The sequence below is a fragment of the Buchnera aphidicola (Cinara kochiana kochiana) genome, from assembly GCF_900698905.1.
GTDB classification, from domain to species: Bacteria; Pseudomonadota; Gammaproteobacteria; order Enterobacterales; family Enterobacteriaceae; genus Buchnera_F; species Buchnera_F aphidicola_W.
In genome coordinates this window covers 404,418-427,067 of the sequence record NZ_LR217707.1, presented here as the reverse complement: position 1 = coordinate 427,067, position 22,650 = coordinate 404,418, and the positions used below count along the sequence as shown (strand labels likewise).

Annotated in this window: 20 protein-coding genes, 6 tRNA genes and 1 pseudogene; 20 read left to right on the top strand and 7 right to left on the bottom strand. The window is 23.3% G+C overall.

The window, feature by feature from the left end; translation table 11 throughout:
* Nucleotides 1-165 precede the first annotated feature (165 nt).
* The 8 genes from ilvD to BUCIKOCA2762_RS01960 all read left to right on the top strand — a co-directional run bounded on the left by ilvD (nucleotide 166) and on the right by BUCIKOCA2762_RS01960 (nucleotide 8,209).
* Entirely contained in the window at nucleotides 166-2,001 is a 1,836-nt protein-coding gene (gene ilvD, locus BUCIKOCA2762_RS01995; protein ID WP_154028909.1) for a dihydroxy-acid dehydratase, read from the top strand.
* A gap of 122 nt (nucleotides 2,002-2,123) precedes the next feature.
* On the top strand, nucleotides 2,124-3,605 hold the full coding sequence (gene ilvC / locus BUCIKOCA2762_RS01990) for a ketol-acid reductoisomerase (protein WP_154028907.1): 1,482 nt from the start codon (nucleotides 2,124-2,126) through the stop codon (nucleotides 3,603-3,605).
* A gap of 109 nt (nucleotides 3,606-3,714) precedes the next feature.
* Entirely contained in the window at nucleotides 3,715-5,649 is a 1,935-nt protein-coding gene (locus BUCIKOCA2762_RS01985) for a UvrD-helicase domain-containing protein (protein WP_232036832.1), read from the top strand.
* 146 nt (nucleotides 5,650-5,795) lie between these two features.
* Complete coding sequence (gene trxA / locus BUCIKOCA2762_RS01980) at nucleotides 5,796-6,131, top strand: thioredoxin (protein WP_154028903.1); 336 nt, start codon at nucleotides 5,796-5,798, stop codon at nucleotides 6,129-6,131.
* Between the two features lie 214 nt (nucleotides 6,132-6,345).
* A complete protein-coding gene (gene rho / locus BUCIKOCA2762_RS01975) occupies nucleotides 6,346-7,608 on the top strand; it encodes a transcription termination factor Rho (protein ID WP_154028901.1) in 1,263 nt (420 codons plus the stop codon).
* Between the two features lie 274 nt (nucleotides 7,609-7,882).
* Nucleotides 7,883-7,957 (top strand) — tRNA-Arg (locus BUCIKOCA2762_RS01970).
* 34 nt (nucleotides 7,958-7,991) lie between these two features.
* Nucleotides 7,992-8,064 (top strand) — tRNA-His (locus tag BUCIKOCA2762_RS01965).
* Nucleotides 8,065-8,135: 71 nt separating this feature from the next.
* Nucleotides 8,136-8,209 (top strand) — tRNA-Pro (locus BUCIKOCA2762_RS01960).
* 15 nt (nucleotides 8,210-8,224) lie between these two features.
* Here the strand turns inward: BUCIKOCA2762_RS01960 and cyaY are convergent.
* Nucleotides 8,225-8,563, bottom strand: a complete 339-nt coding sequence (gene cyaY, locus BUCIKOCA2762_RS01955) for an iron donor protein CyaY (protein WP_154028899.1) — start codon at nucleotides 8,561-8,563, stop codon at nucleotides 8,225-8,227.
* 86 nt (nucleotides 8,564-8,649) lie between these two features.
* Here cyaY and dapF point away from each other — a divergent pair.
* Nucleotides 8,650-9,497: pseudogene (gene dapF / locus BUCIKOCA2762_RS01950) on the top strand (diaminopimelate epimerase).
* A gap of 472 nt (nucleotides 9,498-9,969) precedes the next feature.
* Nucleotides 9,970-10,866, top strand: a complete 897-nt coding sequence (locus tag BUCIKOCA2762_RS01945; RefSeq protein WP_154028898.1) for a hypothetical protein — start codon at nucleotides 9,970-9,972, stop codon at nucleotides 10,864-10,866.
* A 144-nt stretch (nucleotides 10,867-11,010) separates the two neighbouring features.
* Here BUCIKOCA2762_RS01945 and BUCIKOCA2762_RS01940 read toward each other — a convergent pair whose 3' ends face one another.
* A complete protein-coding gene (locus BUCIKOCA2762_RS01940; RefSeq protein ID WP_154028896.1) occupies nucleotides 11,011-11,757 on the bottom strand; it encodes a ferredoxin--NADP reductase in 747 nt (248 codons plus the stop codon).
* Between the two features lie 353 nt (nucleotides 11,758-12,110).
* Between BUCIKOCA2762_RS01940 and zapB the strand changes: the two genes are divergently transcribed.
* On the top strand, nucleotides 12,111-12,353 hold the full coding sequence (gene zapB, locus BUCIKOCA2762_RS01935) for a cell division protein ZapB (protein WP_154028894.1): 243 nt from the start codon (nucleotides 12,111-12,113) through the stop codon (nucleotides 12,351-12,353).
* A gap of 167 nt (nucleotides 12,354-12,520) precedes the next feature.
* On the opposite strand, the gene hslU is transcribed toward zapB, so the two are convergent.
* A complete protein-coding gene (gene hslU / locus BUCIKOCA2762_RS01930) occupies nucleotides 12,521-13,858 on the bottom strand; it encodes an HslU--HslV peptidase ATPase subunit (RefSeq protein WP_154028892.1) in 1,338 nt (445 codons plus the stop codon).
* 13 nt (nucleotides 13,859-13,871) lie between these two features.
* The gene (gene hslV, locus BUCIKOCA2762_RS01925) at nucleotides 13,872-14,402 is read right to left on the bottom strand and encodes an ATP-dependent protease subunit HslV (RefSeq protein WP_154028890.1); all 531 of its coding nucleotides are present in this window, start codon (nucleotides 14,400-14,402) and stop codon (nucleotides 13,872-13,874) included.
* A gap of 245 nt (nucleotides 14,403-14,647) precedes the next feature.
* Here hslV and rpmE point away from each other — a divergent pair, with 245 nt between their 5' ends.
* Nucleotides 14,648-14,857 (top strand): 50S ribosomal protein L31, encoded by a 210-nt coding sequence (gene rpmE / locus BUCIKOCA2762_RS01920; RefSeq protein WP_154028888.1) that lies wholly within the window; start codon nucleotides 14,648-14,650, stop codon nucleotides 14,855-14,857.
* Nucleotides 14,858-15,036: 179 nt separating this feature from the next.
* Here the strand turns inward: rpmE and BUCIKOCA2762_RS01915 are convergent.
* Both BUCIKOCA2762_RS01915 and orn read right to left on the bottom strand, forming a co-directional pair.
* A tRNA-Gly gene (locus BUCIKOCA2762_RS01915) sits at nucleotides 15,037-15,109 on the bottom strand.
* Nucleotides 15,110-15,216: 107 nt separating this feature from the next.
* Entirely contained in the window at nucleotides 15,217-15,762 is a 546-nt protein-coding gene (gene orn, locus BUCIKOCA2762_RS01910; RefSeq protein WP_154028886.1) for an oligoribonuclease, read from the bottom strand.
* A 170-nt stretch (nucleotides 15,763-15,932) separates the two neighbouring features.
* Between orn and pgi the strand changes: the two genes are divergently transcribed.
* From pgi to BUCIKOCA2762_RS01880, 6 genes are all read left to right on the top strand, one after another.
* Nucleotides 15,933-17,573 carry a glucose-6-phosphate isomerase gene (gene pgi, locus BUCIKOCA2762_RS01905; RefSeq protein WP_154028884.1) on the top strand — a complete coding sequence of 547 codons (1,641 nt, stop codon included), beginning with the start codon at nucleotides 15,933-15,935 and terminating at the stop codon, nucleotides 17,571-17,573.
* 120 nt (nucleotides 17,574-17,693) lie between these two features.
* Nucleotides 17,694-18,632 carry a tRNA (adenosine(37)-N6)-dimethylallyltransferase MiaA gene (gene miaA, locus BUCIKOCA2762_RS01900; RefSeq protein WP_154028882.1) on the top strand — a complete coding sequence of 313 codons (939 nt, stop codon included), beginning with the start codon at nucleotides 17,694-17,696 and terminating at the stop codon, nucleotides 18,630-18,632.
* Nucleotides 18,633-19,059: 427 nt separating this feature from the next.
* Nucleotides 19,060-19,440, top strand: coding sequence for a 30S ribosomal protein S6 (gene rpsF, locus BUCIKOCA2762_RS01895; RefSeq protein ID WP_154028880.1), 381 nt, complete (start codon nucleotides 19,060-19,062; stop codon nucleotides 19,438-19,440).
* 82 nt (nucleotides 19,441-19,522) lie between these two features.
* Nucleotides 19,523-19,750, top strand: a complete 228-nt coding sequence (gene rpsR / locus BUCIKOCA2762_RS01890) for a 30S ribosomal protein S18 (protein ID WP_154028878.1) — start codon at nucleotides 19,523-19,525, stop codon at nucleotides 19,748-19,750.
* Between the two features lie 60 nt (nucleotides 19,751-19,810).
* Complete coding sequence (gene rplI / locus BUCIKOCA2762_RS01885; protein WP_154028876.1) at nucleotides 19,811-20,260, top strand: 50S ribosomal protein L9; 450 nt, start codon at nucleotides 19,811-19,813, stop codon at nucleotides 20,258-20,260.
* A 36-nt stretch (nucleotides 20,261-20,296) separates the two neighbouring features.
* Nucleotides 20,297-20,698, top strand: a complete 402-nt coding sequence (locus BUCIKOCA2762_RS01880; protein ID WP_172598362.1) for a dUTP diphosphatase — start codon at nucleotides 20,297-20,299, stop codon at nucleotides 20,696-20,698.
* Nucleotides 20,699-20,747: 49 nt separating this feature from the next.
* Here BUCIKOCA2762_RS01880 and BUCIKOCA2762_RS01875 read toward each other — a convergent pair.
* A tRNA-Ile gene (locus BUCIKOCA2762_RS01875) sits at nucleotides 20,748-20,820 on the bottom strand.
* Nucleotides 20,821-21,007: 187 nt separating this feature from the next.
* On the opposite strand from BUCIKOCA2762_RS01875, the gene BUCIKOCA2762_RS01870 reads away from it, so the two are divergent.
* Together BUCIKOCA2762_RS01870 and sbcB are read left to right on the top strand one after the other, a co-directional pair.
* A tRNA-Asn gene (locus BUCIKOCA2762_RS01870) sits at nucleotides 21,008-21,080 on the top strand.
* Nucleotides 21,081-21,168: 88 nt separating this feature from the next.
* The gene (sbcB, locus tag BUCIKOCA2762_RS01865; RefSeq protein ID WP_154028873.1) at nucleotides 21,169-22,617 is read left to right on the top strand and encodes an exodeoxyribonuclease I; all 1,449 of its coding nucleotides are present in this window, start codon (nucleotides 21,169-21,171) and stop codon (nucleotides 22,615-22,617) included.
* Nucleotides 22,618-22,650 lie beyond the last annotated feature (33 nt).

The following is a 22,650-nucleotide window of genomic DNA, read 5'->3' as shown; positions in this document are numbered from 1 at the left end:
TTTTGTATATCTTACCAATAAATATCTATTATAAGTATAAAAATTATTAAAAATTTTTATAAACTGACAATCATTAATATTTCTATATAAATATATTATTTAAAGAATATATTGAGTATTAAAATATTATTTATTTTTAAATTTTATATAAACGAGTTTATTTCAATGCCAATTTATCGTTCATCAACAACTATTAACGGCAAAAATATGGCTGGAGCTAGAGCTTTATGGCGTGCTACTGGTGTTCAAGATAAAGATTTTGGTAAACCAATTATTGCAGTAGTTAATTCATTTACTGAATTTGTACCCGGACATATACATTTACGTGAATTAGGTAGATTAGTATCTCAACAAATTGTTAACTTTGGAGGTATTGCTAAAGAATTTAATACAATTGCTATTGACGATGGAATTGCGATGGGACATGCTGGAATGCTTTATTCTCTTCCTTCTCGAGAATTAATAGCAGATTCTATTGAATATATGATTAATGCGCATTGTGTAGATTCTATGGTGTGTATTTCTAATTGCGATAAAATTACACCCGGCATGTTATTGGCGGCATTACGATTAAATATTCCGGCGGTCTTTGTGTCTGGTGGTCCTATGGAATCAGGAAAAATTATATCTAATAAAAAAATTATTAAAATTGATTTAGTAGATGCTATAGCTCATGGAGCTAATCCAAATACTTCATCGGAAACATTATCGGATATTGAACATTCAGCTTGTCCGACCTGTGGTTCTTGTTCAGGCATGTTTACAGCTAATTCTATGAATTGTTTAACGGAAGCTATTGGTTTATCATTACCTGGAAATGGAACAGTGTTAGCCACTCATACTGACAGAAAAAAATTATTTTTAAAAGCAGGCAAAGTTATTGTAAAAAATACTAAAGATTATTATATAGATAATAATCTTGCATTATTACCTAGAAGTATTGTTACAAAAACTACTTTGAAAAATGCTATGATTTTAGATATCGCTATGGGAGGATCTACAAATACAGTATTACATTTATTAGCTATGGCTCATGAGTCTAAGGTTAATTTTACTATGTCAGATATTGATTATTTATCTAGAATAGTACCTCATTTATGCAAACTTTCTCCTAGTACTTCTAAATATCATATGGAAGATTTACATCGTGCTGGAGGGGTGATTGGTATTTTATCTGAATTAAATAAAATTAATTTATTAGATACATCAGTATTTGGTATATTAGGGTTTACATTAAAAGAAATAATTAATAAATACGATATACTTGATGTTCAAAATAAACATGCATTTCATTTTTATTCATCAGGTCCTAAAGGTAAAAAAACTATTATTCCTTTTTCTCAATCATTTCGATGGTCTACTTTAGACCTAGATCGTAAAACAGGTTGTATTCGTTCGCAAAAATATGCATATAATCAAGATGGCGGCTTAGCAATATTAACAGGTAATTTAGCAAAATACGGCAGTATAATAAAAACCGCTGCTATTGATAAAAAAAATATGGTATTTATGGGTCCAGCTAAAGTATATGAAAGCCAAGAAGATGCTGTATATGCTATTTTACACAAAAAAATTAATTTTGGTGATGTAATAGTCATTCGATATGAAGGACCATGTGGTGGTCCGGGTATGCAAGAGATGTTATATCCTACTGCATATTTAAAATCTATGAAATTAGACAAAAAATGCGCTTTAATTACTGACGGGCGATTTTCTGGCGGAACTTCCGGTATTTCAATCGGACATATTTCTCCTGAAGCTGCGAGTCGCGGATTAATTGCGTTGATATATAATGGAGATATTATTAGTATTGATATTTTAAAACGTAGTATTATTTTAAATGTTCCAAAAAAAGAATTATTAAATCGTCAATTAAAAGAAGAAAGTAGAGGTAAGAAGGCATATACACCAAAAAATCGTTTACGTAATATTTCTGATTCTTTGAAAATATATAGTATGTTTGCCACTAGTGCAGACACAGGTGCGGTACGCAAAATATAGAAATATATATTTCTATAAAATATTTTTATATTATATCAACTAATTAATAATTTAATTTTTTATAAAATTTATTGGTTATTTATAATAACTATATTTTTTATTTTAAATCAAACGGAGTTTTTATGAAAAATTTCTTTAATTCTCTTTCCTTTAGAGAAAAATTAATAAATTTAAGTACTGGATTTTTAATGAATCAATCAGAATTTTTGAATTCTAAAGAAATATTAAAGAATAAAAATATTGTTATTGTTGGATGTGGTGCGCAAGGATTAAATCAAGGATTAAATTTAAGAGATTCTGGTTTCAAGGTTTCATTTGCACTTAGAAAAAATTCTATAATTAATAAGTCTACTTCATGGAATAATGCTATTCGAAATAATTTTTGTGTAGATACATATAAAAAATTAGTTCCTGATGCTGATTTAGTTATTAATTTAACTCCAGACAAACAACACTCTAAGGTAGTAAGAAAACTGCAAACGTTAATGAAAAAAAATTCTACTTTAGGGTATTCTCATGGATTTAATATTGTTGAAGAAGGAGAAAAAATTCGTTCAGATATTACGGTTATCATGGTAGCACCTAAATGCCCTGGTACTGAAGTACGACAAGAATTTTTAAATGGATTTGGTGTACCCGCATTAATTGCTGTACATCAAGAAAATGATTTACAGTTAAATGGTTTAAATATTGCAAAATCATGGGCTATTGGTTTAGGATCACATAAGGCTGGAGTATTACGATCTTCTTTTATTGCAGAAGTTAAATCTGATTTAATGGGAGAACAAACTATTTTATGTGGTATGTTACAAGCTTGTTCATTAGTTTGTTATCAACATTTAATTAGTAAAGGGTATAGTTCTGATTATTCTGCTACATTATTGCAATTTGGTTGGGAAAAATTAGCAGAATGTATGAAAGTAGGAGGAATTAAATTATTATTTGATCGTTTATCCGGTCCTACAAAAGTTCGTGCTTATAATTTATCAATAAAGTTAAAAACTATATTAAAACCACTATTTTGTTTACATATGGATAATATTATTTCCGGAAATTTTTCAAAAAAGATGATGTCTGATTGGAAACAAGGAGATTTAAAATTAATCCAATGGAGAAAAAAATTACATAAATCTTCTTTTGAAAATGCTAATTTATATTCCGGTAGAGAAATATTAGATCATGAATATTTTGAAAAATGTACTTTAATGATTGCTATGTTAAAAGCAGGTGTTGAATTATCGTTTGAAACTATGATAGAAACAGGTATTACGCCTGCCTCTGCATATTATGAATCGTTACATGAATTACCATTGATTACTAATACTATTGCTAGAAAAAGATTATACGAAATGAATTTGATTATTTCTGATACCGCAGAATATGGTAGTCATTTATTTTCTGAAAAAGCTATTCCTATTTTAAATAATTTTATAAAAACTATTCGTAGTAGTGATTTAGGTGAATGTATTAAAAATGATTTTATTAGCAATCAAGAATTAATGTCTATTAATAATTTTATTAAAAATCACGCTATTGAAAAAATTGGAGAACAATTACGTTCGTACATGACAGCTATGAAGTCATCAACATGTTTAAATAATTAAAACCATTAATGTTATTATTGTTAAATACATGTACGCTATATAAGTTGTATTTATTTTTAAATAAATTAGATTAATTTAAAAATTTTATGTTTATGATAATATATTTATGATGTTAAATAAAGTTCAAGAAAAAGCTATTCATATTATTGATAATCCGTGTTTAATTTTAGCTGGGGCAGGATCAGGAAAAACTAGTGTTATAATTCATAAAGTGATAACATTAATTACTATTTATCAATATGATCCTAAAAAAATTTTTGCAGTAACGTTTACTAATAAAGCAGCTAAAGAAATTGAATTACGTTTATTGAAAAAGTTAACCCTTCAGCAAATACATGATATAACAATTTCTACATTTCATGCTTTAGGTTTAAAAATTATTAGAAACGAATATCGTTTATTGGGTTTAAAAAAAAATTTTACTTTATTTGATCAAAATGAACAATTACGTTTATTAAAAAATTTGATAAATATTAATAAAAATAGTAATATTTTTTTTTTAAAACAGTTACTTTATCAAATTTCTGTTTGGAAAAATCGATTATTAAATCCTAAACTTGCATATAAATGTATAAATTCTGCTTTAGAAGAGAAATGTGTTTTTTTTTATGAAAAATATGATTGTTTTCTTAAGCAACATAATATATTAGATTTTAATGATTTAATTTTTTTACCTACTGTTTTGTTAAAAAATAATCTTCAGATACGATTGAATTGGCAAAAAAAAATTCAATATTTATTAGTAGATGAGTATCAAGATATTAATATTAGTCAGTATGAGTTAATTAAATTATTATGCGGTTGTAATGCTAATTTTACAGTAGTTGGTGATAATGATCAGTCTATTTATTCATGGAGAGGAGCTCAACAAAAAATTTTTTATTTATTAAAATATGATTTTCCTACTTTAAATGTTATTAAAATGGAACAAAATTATCGTTCTTCTGGTTGTATATTACATGCAGCCAATATTTTAATTTCTAATAATGAGAATTTTTTTAATAAAAAATTATTTTCTACTTTAGATTATGGAAATAAAATTTATGTATTTATGTCAATAAATGAAGCACAAGAAGCTCGACAAATAATTAATTATATTCAATATCATAAGAATCTTCATAATATGCAGTATAAAGATTATGCTATTTTATATCGGAATAATTATCAAGTACAAGCTGTAGAAGCAGAATTAGTATGTCAAGATATTCCGTATTATATTTATTCCGGACAATCTTTTTTTGATTTATTAGAAATTAAAGATTTATTAGCATATTTACGGTTAATTGTTAATCATAAAGATGATTTAGCGTTTCTACGTATTATTAATGTTCCAAATCGAAGAATAGGATTAGTTACTTTAAATAAACTAAAGAAATTTGCTGCATATCATAAAATTAGTTTATTTGCAGCCAGTATGGATTTTCGTATAATTAAAAAATTAAATAAAAATGTTTTTTTAAAATTAAATAATTTTGTTTTATGGATTGTACAATTGTCATCTAATCTATTAAATAAACCGGAAAAAATTTTAAATAATGTTATTAAAGATGTAAATTATTTTTCATGGATTACAAATTATCATAATGATCATAATATTTCAGAAAAACGTATAAAAGATATAATTTGTTTTTCTAATTGGTTAAAAAATATATTAGTAGGTCGAAATGGTAATTTACCAATAAAATTAGAAGATGTATTAATACGGTTTGTATGTGGTGATTTTGAAAATATTATGCAATATGATACTAATAAAAATATTGACAAATTACATTTAATGACCATACACGCATCAAAAGGATTGGAGTTTTCGGTAGTATGTATCATTGGAGTGGAAGAAGGTACATTACCGCATCAGAAAAGTATTATGGACGATAACATTACAGAAGAACGTCGTTTGATGTATGTAGGAATTACTCGTGCAAAAAAACAACTTTTTTTGAGTTTTTGTAGAAATAAAAAAAAATTTGGTATGTTAATTCATGTACAGCCAAGTCGATTTTTATTTGAATTACCGCAACGAGCAATTCATTGGATTAAATACTAAAGTTAAATAAAAATATCAATAACATCTTAATTGTATTGTATAAGTGTACACTAGTCTTAGGTAAATAAAGATTGTTTTATACAATACAGTATTTATAAATAATATAAAAATATTAATTACAATATAAAATACATATAAAGGTTTTTATGAAAATAACTAAAATCATTGAATTAACAGATCAAAATTTTAAAGAACAAGTATTTACTTCAAATAAATATGTATTGGTAGATTTTTGGGCGGATTGGTGTGGTCCGTGTAAAATTTTATCACCAATTTTAGAAGATATTGCTCATGAATATTATAAAAAAATTGTTGTGGGAAAAATTAATATTGATATGAATAAAAAAATACCGATTAAATATTCCATTCGAGGAATTCCGACATTATTATTGTTTAATAAAAATAAAATTATAGGAACAAAAATAGGAGTTATATCAAAAATAGAATTAAAAAATTTTTTAGACAATAAAATATTACTTTAAAGTTTTTAAATTTTATTTTTTTTATTTTTTATATTTATAAAATTAAATTTAACAATATAACAATTTTTTATATATTAAGTATATATGTGTTTTTTTTTACTTAAAATAATTACCTTACATCTACAATAATGTATATATATGTATATATAATGTATTGTTTATATATAAATATATTTTATATTTTTCTCTAAAATGGATTGATATATTCACTATTATGAATCTTACCAAATTAAAAAATACATCAGTATCAAAACTTATTATTTTAGGTAAACAAATAGGTCTTGAAAATTTAGCTCGAATGCGTAAACAAGATATTATTTTTTCTATATTAAAACAACATTCAAAAAGTGGAGAAGATATATTTGGAGATGGGGTTTTAGAGATTTTACAAGATGGATTTGGTTTTTTGCGATCATCAGATAGTTCTTATTTAGCGGGTCCTGATGATATTTATGTATCGCCGAGTCAGATTCGTCGTTTTAATTTAAGGACTGGAGATACTATTTCAGGTAAAATTAGACCGCCTAAAGAAGGAGAGCGTTATTTTGCTTTATTAAAAGTAAATACCGTTAATTATGATAAACCAGAAAATGCGCGTAGTAAAATTTTATTTGAAAATTTAACACCTTTACATGCTAATTCTAGGTTAAAGATGGAACGTGGTAACGGTTCTAAAGAAGATTTAACTGCTAGAGTATTAGACTTATCTTCTCCCATAGGACGCGGGCAAAGAGGGTTAATTGTTGCGCCGCCAAAAGCAGGAAAGACTATATTATTACAAAATATAGCTCAAAGTATTGCATATAATCATCCAGATTGTGTATTAATGGTTTTATTGATTGATGAACGACCAGAAGAAGTTACTGAAATGCAAAGATTAGTTAAAGGAGAAGTAGTAGCATCAACTTTTGATGAGCCAGCTTCTAGACACGTACAAGTAGCAGAAATGGTAATTGAAAGAGCAAAGCGATTAGTTGAACATAAAAAAGATGTTATTATTTTATTGGATTCAATTACTAGATTAGCTCGTGCATATAATACTGTAGTACCCGCATCTGGTAAGGTATTAACGGGTGGTGTTGATGCAAATGCATTACATAGACCTAAGAGATTTTTTGGAGCAGCGCGTAACGTTAAGGAAGGTGGTAGTTTAACAATTATTGCGACTGCATTAATTGATACCGGATCTAAGATGGATGAAGTTATTTATGAAGAATTTAAAGGAACTGGAAATATGGAATTGCCTTTATCTAGAAAAATAGCAGAAAAACGTGTTTTTCCAGCTATTGATTACAATAGATCGGGCACACGTAGAGAAGAACTGTTAACTATGCCTGAAGAATTACAAAAAATGTGGATTTTACGTAAAATTATTCATCCTATGGGTGAAATAGATGCTATGGAATTTTTAATTAATAAATTATCTATGACTAAAACTAATGATGAATTTTTTGATATGATGAAAAGATCAAAATAATATTCTTTTGCTAATAAAAGAATTTTTAATCATAATTTATAAAAAATTAAATAAATAATTTTTTTATTGTTTTATTGTTTAATAATAACAATTATATATATATTTATATATTATATAAATATTTATTTTATTTAATATTAAATATTTATTTAATAAATAAAATAAAATAGTAGATTTTTTTAATCAGTGTATATATAATATTTATCAGATAGTAAAAATTATTTTTAATAATATAATATTTATATTGGCTATAATTAATGATATTAAAATTTTTGCGTCCGTAGCTCAATATGGATAGAGCATTACTTTCCGAAAGTAAAGGTCTCAGGTTCAAATCCTGTCGGACGCAATTTTATATTATATTATATATATATCTATTTTTGGTGGTCATAGCTTAGTCGGTAGAGCTCTGGATTGTGATTCCAGCGGTCATGGGTTCAAATCCCATTGACCACCCATATATATTTTTATTTTATTAAATGATTTTTTTATTAATAAAATAATAATAAATTTTTATTAAATTATATCGGCGAATAGCGCAGCTTGGTAGCGCAACTGGTTTGGGACCAGTGGGTCAGAGGTTCAAATCCTCTTTCGCCGATAATATATAAAAAATTTATTTTATTTTTTTTAATAAAATAAAATCAATATTACAATTAGTTTGTATAAAAAATTCTTTTTTTAATATATTATCAATATTTTTTTTTGTACGTATACATATCCAAGTAAAATTATTGTATATTAAATGATATCCTTGAGTAGAAGTAGCTATCCATAATTGATGTAAATATACTTGAGAAGTAATAATTATTTTTTTTTCATTATTAAATGTAATATTCATCATATTATCAAATAAAAAATAATCTACATTTATTTTTTTATCATTTTTATTGATAATAGTATCTATTATTGATAGTGTTTTATGGAATCTTCTATAAAATAACAAATCGCGCATATTTAACCTAACATAAAAATATTTTTAAATAATCTATTTTATAGTGTTAATTATAGCATTTATTTTTTATATGAGGAATCATTAATATGTTTTTTAAAAAAAATACTGTATTCTTTTCTAAGATGCATGGTTTAGGAAATGATTTTGTTTTGATTGATTCAATTAAAAATAATTTTTTTTTTCTTCGCAATTAATACAGAAATGGTCACATAGATATTTAGGAATTGGATTTGATCAGTTACTAATACTTCAAAAATCGATTTGTCAGCAAGCTGATTTTCATTATAGAATTTTTAATTCTAATGGTTTAGAAGTTGAGCAATGCGGAAATGGCGCTAGATGTATTGCATATTATTTGTTTATTAAAAAAAAAATTAATAAAAAAAAAGTTTGTGTTAGCACCAAAAATAGATATTTATTTTTAGAACATGTCAATAATAACATTTTTAAAGTAGATATGGGTGAACCAATTTTTACGCCTAAATATATTCCATTTACATACACTACTGCGCAATTATATTATTCTGTTACAATTGATCAAAAAAAATATATATTTAGTGTAGTGTCTATGGGAAATCCTCATTGTGTTATTCAAGTTGATGATATTACAACTGTCAAAGTTAATAAAATAGGTTTACAGTTATCACAACATATTTTATTTCCTGAAGGCGTTAATGTAGGTTTTATGCAAATATTATCAAAAAAAAAAATTTTATTACGTGTATATGAACGTCATGTTGGAGAAACTCAAGCTTGTGGTAGCGGAGCTTGCGCAGCTGTTGCAGCAGGAATACGGAATAAAAATTTAACTAATCATGTGACTGTAATTTTACAGCAAGGTTGTTTAAAAATTGATTGGACTGGATTTTTGGGACATAAGTTATATATGTCAGGAGAAGCACAACATGTATATGATGGAATTATTCATTATTAATTTTAATATTTAGTCTAAATAAATATTTGATTTGTACTTTTGTGTATAATTTTTTGTATTAATAATAATAATTTATTTTTTTATTTTATTTTTTTTGTATAAAAGTACATTTATTATTTGACTTTTTTTAAATTGTGCAGTATATAAGAAATATAAGATTAAATTTCAAGATTAATATTTATATTTTAATTTTTAAAGTAATAAATATATACTTATTTTTATTAAAATAATTTATATAATAAAATTTTTAAATTATTTTTATTATTAATAAGTACATGCATAAAAAAAAATATTTTTAATAATTTATTTGTTAAAAATAAATTTAAATATATACAAATATATTATTGTTTTTATAACAAAAATTTAATGTATGTTAATTTATTTTTTTGTGATTTTTTGATTTTAAAAAACATTTTATAAATTAATTTTATTGATATGTTGTGTTTAATAAATATAAAAGGACAGAAATATTATGTCATCAGTTTCTTCAATAAGATCTAATATACATCTTAACTCAAAAATTATAAAAAAAGTTGATAATGGCAGTGTATTAAACAATAAAAATTTAAAAAATGTTAATGTTGCAATTATTAACGATGCTAATCAAGAATATATAGCGCATATTATTCCAAAAAATAAATATGATAAGGAAAGTTTTATATATTCTGATGAAAATTCTTCTTGTGAATCAAAATGTGATGAGAAATCTTTTAATATTATTGATTCTGTATCTGCAGAAGAATATTGTAATAATTCAATGAGTGAATCTGATTCTAATAATATACTGCAATGTAGCCCAATACATGATCGTGTTAAAGATTTATTTTTAAAAATTTTCAATAATTCTCGTGTAGATTGGCATGTATTGCATTCTGTTAATTTTTCAAATAAAACTGCTCTGTTTTCAAAAAAATTACAACAATCATTTAAAAAATTAACTAAAACTGGTCAACTAGAACAAAAATTTTTAGATAATATCGATAATAAAACTGTTTTTTTAAATGGACAAAAAATTCCTTCTAATCAAGCTCCAGATATAATGAATATATTTCAGACTTCTATTACCGATTATGAATCGCAACAATTAATTTCTACTTATTTACATCCCGAAATACTTGATGCTGCATGGAATAATTTATCTTATCGTTATCCAGAAGTTGAATATCGAACATCTAATAATATACGTTTTGCATATGAAATTGATGAAATTAGCCCCGGTATATATAAAGTAGCGGTTACTAAAACAGCAGATTTACAATCCTCTTATTCTGATAATATTGATGAAATTAATCAATATGGTGTTCGTGCTGCTATGATTATAGCTAAAGATTCTAATCCAGAAGTAAAATATTCATTTTTTGTGCAATAATAGCATTATTGTTTTATTTTTTATTAAGGAAGATTGATTTATATATTTATTGCATGTATTTGGAATTGATTCCTGTATTTACGGGAATCAATTCCGGAGAAAAATTATTTTTATATATTATATTTTTAAATAATATTGAAAATTTTACCAATAATTTTCACTAGTAATATGTCCTGGTTTTCTTCGAAAATGTTTTTTCATGTTTTTTAATGAAAATAATATTTTTTGTGTATCTTGAATCATATTAGGATTTCCACATAACATTACATGTGATGTATCGATGTGTAGCGGTTCATTAATAGATTTTTCTAGCTTTCCTGAACGAATCAAGTCTGGTATTCGTCCATATAAATATTTTTTATTTTTTTCTTGACTTAATATTATTTTTATAATGATTTTATCTTTATATTTGTTTTTTATTTTTTTAAATATATTTAAATAATTTAAATCTATATTGTATTTTACCGCATATACTAAAATGATTTTATTAAATTTATTTAAAATATTTTCATGTTGTAAAATAGAACAGTACGGTCCTAACGCAGTTCCAGTAGCAATCATCCAGATATTTTCTTTACTTGGTAATTCTGTTATAGTAAAAAAACCAAATGAATTTTTTGCAATATAAATTTTATGATGATAAATATCATATAATCGCGGTGTTAATTGACCTGTTTTAATTAATAGAATATAAAATTCTAAATTTTTATCATGTGGTGGATTTATAAATGAATAGGCTCGTTGTATTCTTTTTTTATCCGAATTTACATATGACAATTTTGTAAATTGACCAGCAACAAATGAATTAATAGGAGCTTGTATTACTAGTGTAAATAAATTATTTTTCCACTTTTTTAATTTTATTACGTTTGCTTTTAACCATTGACTCATATAATAATATTCCAAATAATAGTGTTGTAAAAAATTATTTTAATATTTAGTAAGATTAAATTTATAAAATATAAAAAATATTTATTGATTTTCTTAATTTATTTTATTAAAATAATAATATTTTTATTTTACTGATTATTTATATTTTTTGGAACAATTTTTAAAATTTATTAAATATATTAATATTAATATTTTTAATATTTGACATATATATATTTAAAATATAAATATATTAATATAGTAATCATTAATGACGATATATTTTTAGTTTATAAGTATTTTATAGCAATGTAAATTTTTACAAATTATTACACATTGTATTAATAATTTTTTTATATTTTAATGGTATTGTTATGGTTTTAGAAGTATTCTCTAATTTAGAAATACAAGTGCAAAAATCTGTAGATTATATTTCATTATTAAAATTAGAAATAAATAATTTGAAATTGAAAAATAATAGTTTAAAAGAAAAATTAAAAAATATTTATTCTTTAAAAGAACGTATAGAAGAAAAAAATATTTTAATACAAGAAGAAAGAATGAAATGGAAGCGTAAAATAAAATCTTTATTAGAACAAATTAATAATTTAGAATAATGATTCTACGTACTATATTCATTTTATGAAAAATTAATTTTTTATTGAATTATTTTAATATAATATAAATTATTATCAAATAATTGCCTATCATAAAGCATTTATTTTAAAGATAGGCAATTAATTTAATTAAAATATTTTTTTTTAAAAAATAGTAAATAGTATTTTTATAAAATGAATCGACTTAAATCCTGATTTTCCATTAATTTATCTAAATGTAAACTTACATAATTTTCGTTAATATAAATTTTCTGTCCATATTTTTCATTAGAATCAAATGAAATATCTTCCATTAATTTTTCTAGTACTGTATATAATCTTCGAGCTCCAATATTTTCCATAGATTCATTGATTTTCCAAGCTGCTTCAGCTATTTTACGAATTCCTTTTTTTGTAAAGATAATATCTACTCCTTCAGTTTTTATTAAAGATGTATACTGAGTAGTAATAGATGTATTTGGTTCAATTAAAATTCTTTCAAAATCATCTATTGTCAAGGCATTTAGTTCTACTCGTATAGGTAATCTTCCTTGTAATTCAGGGATTAAATCAGAAGGCGTAGATGTTTGAAATGCACCGGATGCTATAAATAAGATATGATCTGTTTTAACGGTCCCGTGTTTTGTAGAGACAGTACAGCCCTCAATTAATGGCAATAAATCTCTTTGTACGCCTTCTCGAGATACGTCAGAATTTGATGTAGATGAATTATGTTTACAAATTTTATCGATTTCGTCAATAAATACAATACTATTTTGTTCTACTGAATATATTGCTTGTTTTTTTAATTCTTCTAAATTTATTAATTTAGCTGCTTCTTCTTCAATTATTAGTTTCATTGCATCTTTAATCTTAAGTTTACGTAAATTTTTTTTTCTTCCTCCTAAATTTTGAAATAAAGATTGTAATTGGCTTGTCAACTCTTCCATGCCTGGCGGAGACATGATTTCTATTCCAAGAGGCGCAGCAGTGATTTGTATTTCAATTTCTTTATTATCGAGTTTTCCTTCGCGTAATTTTTGTTTAAAAATTTGAATTGTATTATCTGGTTTTTTTACTGAACTATCCGTTTCCCATTTATTATCACTAGGTGTGGGGATTAGTATTTTTAAAATTTTTTTTTCGGCACGTTTTTTTGCATATTTTTTATTTTTTTTTATATTTTCTGTACGAATCATTTTAATTGCTAATTCTGTTAAATCACGGATTATAGAATCTACTTCTTTTCCTACATAACCTACTTCAGTAAATTTTGTTGCTTCTACTTTAATAAAAGGAGCATTTGCTAATTTAGCTAATCGACGTGCAATTTCTGTTTTTCCAACTCCGGTTGGTCCGATCATTAGAATATTTTTAGGAGTTATTTCGTTACGTAATTCTGAACTTAATTGCATTCTTCTCCAGCGGTTTCTCAATGCAATAGCAACAGCACGTTTAGCGTTTTCTTGTCCAATTATATGTTTGTTAAGTTCTTGTACAATCTTTCTAGGAGTCATATCTGACATATATGTTTCCTTTTTATTTGTCTGAAGATATTTCGTGTATTGTAAATGATTGGTTTGTATATATACAGATATTTGCTGCAATTTTTAATGCTTTTTGTACTATTTTATATGCTGTTAAATTGGTATTTTTAATTAAAGCATAAGCTGCAGATTGTGCAAACGGACCACCTGATCCAATTGCAATAACATCATTTTCTGGTTGTATTACATCTCCTGTGCCAGTAATAATAAGAGAATTTTTTCTGTCAGCTACCGCTAGTAAAGCTTCTAGTTTTCTCAATAATCGATCGGTTCTCCAATCTTTAGCTAATTCAATTGCAGATCTTTGTAATTGTCCTTGATATTTTTCTAGTTTTTTTTCAAATAATTCAAATAATGTAAATGCATCAGCTGTTCCTCCAGCAAATCCCGCAATTACTTGGTCTTTGTAAATAGAACGAACTTTTTTTACATTATTTTTCATGATAGTATGTCCAAAAGTAGCTTGTCCGTCTCCTCCGATTACTACCTTTCCTTGTACACGAACACTTAATATTGTAGTCATAAATAACATGATCTCTTATAGTATATAATGATATATATATTATATTTAAAATTTTTTGATAAAATTTTTTTATATATATTTAATGTAATTAAATATTGATTTTAAAAAATAATACATATAATATATGTATTATTAATAATAATTAATATTTAAAAAAATTTAATTGTATTAATAATACAAATTGAGATTTATTTAAATAAAATATGTATCAGTGCAGATACTACACTTTACTTTGAGAATATGTGATGAAAAAAAACATTCATCCAGCATATAAACAAATTTTTGCGATTTGTTCTTGCGGATATAAAATTCCAGTTTTTTCTACTATAAATCATGATATGATGCTTGACTTATGTTCACAATGCCATCCTTTTTATACAGGTAAGCAAAGAAATATGAACACTAAAGGACGAATACAAAGATTTCAGAAACGTTTTAATTTATCTGAAATTTAAAAAAAAGAATTGTATTTTTTTAAAATATGTAATTTTTTAAAAAAATTTGGATATTTGTTAAAAAATTAATATTTATTAAAAATAAATATTAATTTTTTACATTTTAATTATGTATAAAATATATTCATCTTTGTGAATAATGAATTTTTTAATTTTCATTATTTTTATTTATAATCTTTAGCGGGAAACGAGATTTGAACTCGCGACCGCAACCTTGGCAAGGTTGTGCTCTACCAACTGAGCTATTCCCGCAATATATGATTATCTTTTAATTATATAAAGATTATTTTTTTTTGCAAGAATTATTTAACTAATATAGTTATGATGTAATTATTAATGAACTTTTAATGAAAATATTTTTAAATACAAAATATTTTTTTTTTATATATTATTAATTCTTGTATTGATTCAATTAAGTCTGTTTGCGCACGATGTTCATTTTTTTTTTTTATTTTATTTAAGATGTTTGGAGTCCATCTTTTTACTAATTCATTGATTGAACTAACATCTAAGTTTCTATAATGAAAATATGATTCTAGTTTTGGCATATAATGTAATAAAAAACTTCTGTCAGTAGATATTGTATTTCCACACATAGGGGATATTTTTTCATTAATTTGTTTTTTTAAAAATAATAAAGTTTTTTCTTCGGCACTATGTTCATTTTCTTGGCTAATTTTTACATTTTTTATTAATCCATTTTTTTTATGTATATTATATATTTTGTGATTCATTATTTTTAATGTTTTTTGGTTTTGAAAAATAACAATATTTGGTCCTATTTTAATAATATTTAAATATTTGTCTGTAATTATAGTAGAAATTTCTATAATTTTATGAATTTTAGGATTTAATCCAGTCATTTCTAAATCAATCCAAATTAATCTTTCGTTTTTTTTTTTCATTTTTATATAAATTTTTTAATTTTATAGATTATTAATTAATAAATATATTAATTGATGAATTATAGTAATAGGTTTACAACGATTATTCTTAATAATGATATAATAATATTATTATTATAATATTATTAACATTTATTTTCAAAAATAACTTAAATATAATAAGAGATTATATGAAAAATATAAATCCAACTAAAACATTTGCGTGGCAGCAATTAAAAAATCATTTTATTGATATTAAAAATATTCAAATGAAAGATTTTTTTAATATAGATAAAGAGAGATTTTCTAATTATTCTCTTTTTTTTGAAGATGAAATTTTTTTAGATTTTTCGAAAAATCGTATAAATTATGAAACTTTACGATTATTATTTATGCTGGCTCGAGAATGTTATTTAAGTAATGCAATACAAAGTATGTTTTTAGGTGATAAAATAAATAAAACAGAAAATAGATCGGTTTTACATACAGCATTACGTAATCAATTAAATAATAATATTGTTGTAGATAATATTAATATTATGGCTATGATTAAGGAAGAATTAAAAAAAATAAAAAAATTTTCTAATTCTATTATTAATGGTGATTGGAAGGGGTATACTGGAAAAAGTATATCTGATGTTGTTAATATAGGAATCGGTGGTTCGCATTTAGGTCCATATATGGTTACTGAATCTTTAAAATATTATAAAAATCATTTAAATATTCATTATGTTTCTAATATTGATGGAACTGAAGTTGTGGAAGTGTTAAAAAGAATTAACTTAGAAACTACAATCTTTCTTATTAACTCTAAATCTTTTTCTACAATAGAAACTATTAGTAATGCTGATTACTTAAAAAATTGGTGTTTTTTGCGCACAAAATGTAAGGAATATTTTACCAGACATTTTTTTGCATTGTGTGAAAATATTACTGCAGCTTTAAATTTTGGTATTCATGATAAAAATATTTTTAAATTTTGGAAATGGGTAGGAGGCCGTTATTCTTTATGGTCTGCTTCTGGTTTATCTATTGTTTTATCAATTGGTTTTAAAAATTTTGAATCATTATTATATGGATCGTATATGATGGATCAACATTTTTTGCATCAAGAATTATCGCATAATATTCCTGTTGTTTTAGCTTTAATTAGTATTTGGTATACAAATTTTTTTAATATAGAAACTGAAGCTATCTTTCCTTATGATACGTATATGCATGCATTTCCTGAATATTTACAGCAAAGTTATATGGAATCTAACGGAAAATCAATAGATCGTAATGGCAAATTAGTTACTTGGAAAACTAGTCCGATTATATGGGGTCATTCCGGTACCAATAGTCAACATTCTTTTTTTCAATTGTTGCATCAAGGAACAATGTTTGTTCCGTGTGATTTTATCATTCCAGCTATTAGCCATAATTCTGTTAATGATCATCATGAAAAGTTATTATCAAATTTTTTAGCACAAACTCAATCCTTAGCGTTTGGTAATAATATCGATATTAATTCAAAAACAATTTTCAATAGTATTATAAGTAATAATAAAATTTCATATAAATACTGTCCAGGTAATAAACCGACTAACTCTATTATGTTGAAAAAAATTACCCCTTATTCTTTAGGAGCTTTAGTAGCTTTATATGAGCATAAAATATTTGTACAAGGAATTATATTAAATATTTTTAGTTTTGATCAATGGGGTGTTGAGTTAGGTAAATTAGTAGCGAATAGTATATTTAATGATTTTTTTAAGAAAAATATTAACAATTCGTATGACAGTTCTACTGAAGGACTAGTGCGTATATATAAAAAATGGAGTAATATTTAATTTTTCATTAACGTAAAAACTATTATTATAAATAGCTGATTCATCTATTATATATATGATTAGTTTATTAAATATTTAAATATAAATATATTTATATTATAGATTAAGATAAAATTAAAAATGAATAATCAATCAATTGTATTATTTTTGATGGGCCCTACCGCAATTGGTAAAAGTAAATTATCGTTACAGATAAAAAAAAAATTTTCTCAAATTGAATTATTAAGTGTAGATTCTAAATTAATATATAAAGGATTAGATATCGGAACAGATAAACCGCTTGAAAAAGATTTACGGGAAAACTTTTACCGATTAGTTAATATTATAAAACCACAGGATATTTATTCTGCTATAGATTTTTATAAAGATGCTACTCAGGAAATAAAAAATATTTTAAAATTTGGTAAAATTCCTTTATTAGTAGGTGGAACTATGTTGTATTTTAAAATATTATTAAATGGATTTGCGTATTTACCTCCATCTAATGCTTTAATAAGAAATTATATATATAAAAATATTTGTCTAGAAAAAAAAGCAAGATTATTTGATATTTTAAAAAAAATAGACCCAGTTTCTAGTAAAAAAATTCATATAAATGATGTACAAAGAGTTTTGCGTGCTATTGAAATATTTTTTGTTTCGGGAGGTCAACCGAGAAGTCAATTAATTCAGTCAGTTCATCAAAAATTACCATATCGAATATTTCAATTTGGTTTGATTCCTCATAATAAAAATATTTTATATACTAAAATAGTACGACGATTCTATAACATGTTGGATTGTGGTTTTGAAAAAGAAGTTTTTAATTTATATAAAAAAAAAGACTTAAATCTTTCTTTTCCTTCTATAAATAGTATAGGTTATAAGCAAATGTGGTTGTATATACAAAATAAATGTTCATATCAAGAAATGATAGATAATACAATTAAATCTACTTTTCATTTAGTTAAACATCAATTGACTTGGTTAAATAGATGGAAAAATATTACATTAATATATGATAATCAGAAAGATCTATTAATAGAAAAAATTCAAAAAATATTACAAAATAAAAATTAGATTAATTTTGTTTAATTCAATAATTTTAAATAAATAAAATATTTTAATTTTATTTTTTATAAAATTATTGTATATAATAATTTTTATATAAAGAGTAAATCGTATATATTTTTATATATAGCTAGAGTCGCTAATATAACAACTATTATTAATAGTAAATTATTGATTGGTATACTGATACAGTTTTATGTTGCGTAGAATATGTATAGATTAAAAATAATTATTTTTATTTTGTAAAAACTATTATTTTTCATGAATATAATTATGTTAAAATATACTATATTTATATTAAATTTTAAAAATATAAGTTTTATATATGAAATTTATTTTTAAATTTTTTCTATTAATATATGTTTTGCGATATTAAATACTGTGAAAATAACTATTTTCAACAATTCATTTTATATATTTTAAAGGAGTTTTATTTGTGCGTCATTATGAAATAATATTAATGGTTCATCCTGATAAAAGTGAAAAAATTTCACATATTATTGAATTTTATTCAAATATAATACGAACTAAAAAAGGCATAATACACCGTTTAGAAGATTGGGGACAACGTCCTTTATCATATATGATTAATAAATTAAAAAAAGCTCATTACGTTCTTATGAATATTGAAGTTTCTATTAATTGTATGCAATATTTAGAAAATAATTTTAAATTTAATTTAAATATTATTCGTCACTTTATTCTTTTGTGCTGTGAAGCTTTTAAAAAAAAATCACCTATGCTACAAACACAGGAACATATTAAAAAAGAATTAACATCTGTTAAAAATACTCAAAATAAAGTTATTATTAAATAATTTCAAATTTAAAAATATTTATATTTTTAAATATTAATATCTCATTAATACATTCATGAAATATAATTAAGAGGTGTAATTTATGGTGCGTTATTTTCGACGTAGAAAATTCTGTCGTTTTACAGCAGAAGGAGTTAAATATATAGATTATAAAGATATAGTAATGTTAAAGAATTATGTTACTGAAAATGGAAAAATTGTTCCTAGTCGTATTACAGGAACGAAAGCAAAATATCAAAGACAATTAGCTCGTGCAATTAAAAGAGCTCGTTTTATTGCTTTAATGCCATACACTGATCAACATCAGTAGAGATAATATTAACTATTTTTTCTATAACATTTTAGATAATTTTTAAGGTATTTATATTGTATGAAAGTGATTTTAATAAATTCTACAGAGAAATTAGGTAAAAAAGGTCAATTAATTTCTGTTAAAAATGGATATGCTAGAAATTATTTAATACCTATGAAAAAAGCATTATTAGCAACTTCTAAAAATATTAAAATTTTTAAACAAACGAGAATAATTGCTGAAAAACAAAAATCTGAAAAAATAAATCAAGCAAAGAATAGAATTAATTCTATTAAATTAATTGGTGCTATGATTTTTTTTGTAAAATCTAGTAAAAAAAATAAAATTTTTGGTTCTATTGGTATTAGAGATATTGTAAAAAATTTATTGTTAATGGGTATTATAGTAGAAAAACATGAAATTAAATTACCTCAAGGATTATTACGATATTTAGGTACTCATACAGTTTTTTTTACTCCATATAAGAATATGGATACTGAAATTCAAGTTTCAATTTTGTCAAAATAATATATAATTATATTAATAGGAATTAATGTTATGTATATGGATTTATTAGAAATTAAAATTGAGATTATTGATCCGCGTCTTAAAACAGATTTTTTTTTTCCTGAATATCTATCTAATGGATTTTTTGGTTTTTTTTTAATAGCGTGTCTTAAAAAACCCATATATATTTTATCTGAAAAAACATTATTAATTTCTACAGGAATTTTGATAAATTTGTTGGATAGTACTACTCGTATAGTTATTGAGCCGCTTGTTTCTATAAAAAAAAAATATAATATTATAATTGGTAACCCGTTTGGCATTATTGATATCTGTAAAGATGAACTAAAAATATCTTTATGGAATCGTAGTAATAAAAGTTTTTATATTAATCCTGGTGATAAAGTTGCGCAATTATTATTTATTTCAAATAAAAGAATTAAACTGATATATATATAGATTTTTAAAAATATTTATATCAATAAAATAAATTATATATGCAATAATATGGCCCTTGCTGGATTTGAACCAGCGACCAAACGATTATGAGTCGTGTGCTCTAACCACTGAGCTAAAGGGCCTAACAAAATTATTATATTTTAAATAATATTAATTTTAATAACATTATTATAAATCAATTTTAAATACTAATCTATATTTTTTTATCAAATTTTATGTTTAAATGATAAATTAATTTTAATACAAACAAAATATATTTTTAATTATTAATTGACATAGAAATTTTCATATGATATATACTTAATATATTCCTCTGTAGTTCAGTTGGTAGAACGGCGGACTGTTAATCCGTATGTCACTGGTTCGAGTCCAGTCAGGGGAGATAATGTTTTATATATTATAAAAATTTTTATAACTAATATTATACAAGAATCATATTTCATACTAAAATAGTTTAGTAATTTAATTTTATGTTTATTAAAAATAACAATACTAATATCGATACTAAAAAATCTTTTATTTTTTATGATTATGAAACTTTCGGATTAAATATATCTTTGGATAAAGTTGCTCAATTTTGTAGTATAGAAACAGATCATGAATTCAAAGTTATTCGCAAAAAAACAGTTTTATTTTGCTATCCTCCTATAGATTATTTGCCAGATCCTAATGCTGTTTTAATCACTAAAATATTACCTCAATATACGCAAAAGTATGGTCTAAATGAATATTTTTTTGCTAAAAGAATTTATGATATTTTTTCTCAAAAAAATTCCTGTATTGTAGGATTTAATAATATTAATTTTGATAACTTAATAACACGTAATATTTTTTATAGAAATTTATTAGATCCGTATGAATGGAGTTGGAAAAATGGTAATTTTAGTTGGGATATTTTAAATATTTTACGTGCTTTTTATATTTTTTATCCAAATACTATGATTTGGTATCGTAAGGTTAACGGTTCTGTTAGCTTTAAATTATCTGATATAACATTTATTAATAATATTGTACATATCGATGCTCATGACGCATATTCTGATGTTATAGCTACTTTTACAGTAGCGCGGTATTTATATAAAAAAAATAAAAAATTTTTTTTATATTTGTATAAAATATCTCATAAAAAACATATAATATATTTTATTTCTCAAAATTATAATAGACCTTTTTTCTATTTATCTAGTTTTTTTGGATCACAAAATAATAATTTGGGTTGTATATTAATTATAGGTACACATCCAAAATATACTAATAACTTAATTGTTATTAATTTATCAATCAATATTAAAAAAATATTTCATTTATATTCACTTTCTAACAATATAATGTTGACCGTTCGTCAATTATTTGATTGCGGAATACACATTATATATATCAATAAATCTCCATTATTTTTTTCATATAATTCATTATCTCTGCAGGATTGTCAAAGATTAAATATAAATTATAAAAGATGTCAAAAAAATTTTTTTTTATTAAAAAATAATATTTTGTTAAAAAATTGGATCTTATCAATTTTTTTACTAAATAAAAAAAATGAAGTGTGTAATGATGTAGATTTATTGTTATATAAAAACTTTTTTAATTCTTTAGATAAATTATCATTTTCTTTTATTCATACTCATATACCGGTACAATGGATACACTGGTGTCCAAAATTTATTGATACTAGAATTGAAGAAATTTTTTTTCGTTTAAAAGCAAGAAATTTTATAAGTTTATTAAATTTTGATGAAATGAAACGATGGCAGTTACATTGCCAAAATAAAATTAATAATACTTATATTAAAGAATATGTCAGACAAATAAAATGCTTACAAAATAAATATTATTTAAATAAAAAAAAATTTTTTTTATTAGAAAAACTAATAATTTATATGAATCAGATAATCTATAATATTAATAATTTAATTTAAAATTTTTATTTTTTATTTAAAAAATTAAATTTT

Coding starts and splice junctions, on each gene's coding strand:
- ilvD (WP_154028909.1), top strand. CDS start 166: ATGCCAATTTATCGTTCATCAACAACTATTAACGGCAAAAATATGGCT.
- ilvC (WP_154028907.1), top strand. CDS start 2,124: ATGAAAAATTTCTTTAATTCTCTTTCCTTTAGAGAAAAATTAATAAAT.
- BUCIKOCA2762_RS01985 (WP_232036832.1), top strand. CDS start 3,715: ATGTTAAATAAAGTTCAAGAAAAAGCTATTCATATTATTGATAATCCG.
- trxA (WP_154028903.1), top strand. CDS start 5,796: ATGAAAATAACTAAAATCATTGAATTAACAGATCAAAATTTTAAAGAA.
- rho (WP_154028901.1), top strand. CDS start 6,346: ATGAATCTTACCAAATTAAAAAATACATCAGTATCAAAACTTATTATT.
- cyaY (WP_154028899.1), bottom strand. CDS start 8,563: ATGCGCGATTTGTTATTTTATAGAAGATTCCATAAAACACTATCAATA.
- BUCIKOCA2762_RS01945 (WP_154028898.1), top strand. CDS start 9,970: ATGTCATCAGTTTCTTCAATAAGATCTAATATACATCTTAACTCAAAA.
- BUCIKOCA2762_RS01940 (WP_154028896.1), bottom strand. CDS start 11,757: ATGAGTCAATGGTTAAAAGCAAACGTAATAAAATTAAAAAAGTGGAAA.
- zapB (WP_154028894.1), top strand. CDS start 12,111: ATGGTTTTAGAAGTATTCTCTAATTTAGAAATACAAGTGCAAAAATCT.
- hslU (WP_154028892.1), bottom strand. CDS start 13,858: ATGTCAGATATGACTCCTAGAAAGATTGTACAAGAACTTAACAAACAT.
- hslV (WP_154028890.1), bottom strand. CDS start 14,402: ATGACTACAATATTAAGTGTTCGTGTACAAGGAAAGGTAGTAATCGGA.
- rpmE (WP_154028888.1), top strand. CDS start 14,648: ATGAAAAAAAACATTCATCCAGCATATAAACAAATTTTTGCGATTTGT.
- orn (WP_154028886.1), bottom strand. CDS start 15,762: ATGAAAAAAAAAAACGAAAGATTAATTTGGATTGATTTAGAAATGACT.
- pgi (WP_154028884.1), top strand. CDS start 15,933: ATGAAAAATATAAATCCAACTAAAACATTTGCGTGGCAGCAATTAAAA.
- miaA (WP_154028882.1), top strand. CDS start 17,694: ATGAATAATCAATCAATTGTATTATTTTTGATGGGCCCTACCGCAATT.
- rpsR (WP_154028878.1), top strand. CDS start 19,523: ATGGTGCGTTATTTTCGACGTAGAAAATTCTGTCGTTTTACAGCAGAA.
- rplI (WP_154028876.1), top strand. CDS start 19,811: ATGAAAGTGATTTTAATAAATTCTACAGAGAAATTAGGTAAAAAAGGT.
- BUCIKOCA2762_RS01880 (WP_172598362.1), top strand. CDS start 20,297: ATGGATTTATTAGAAATTAAAATTGAGATTATTGATCCGCGTCTTAAA.
- sbcB (WP_154028873.1), top strand. CDS start 21,169: ATGTTTATTAAAAATAACAATACTAATATCGATACTAAAAAATCTTTT.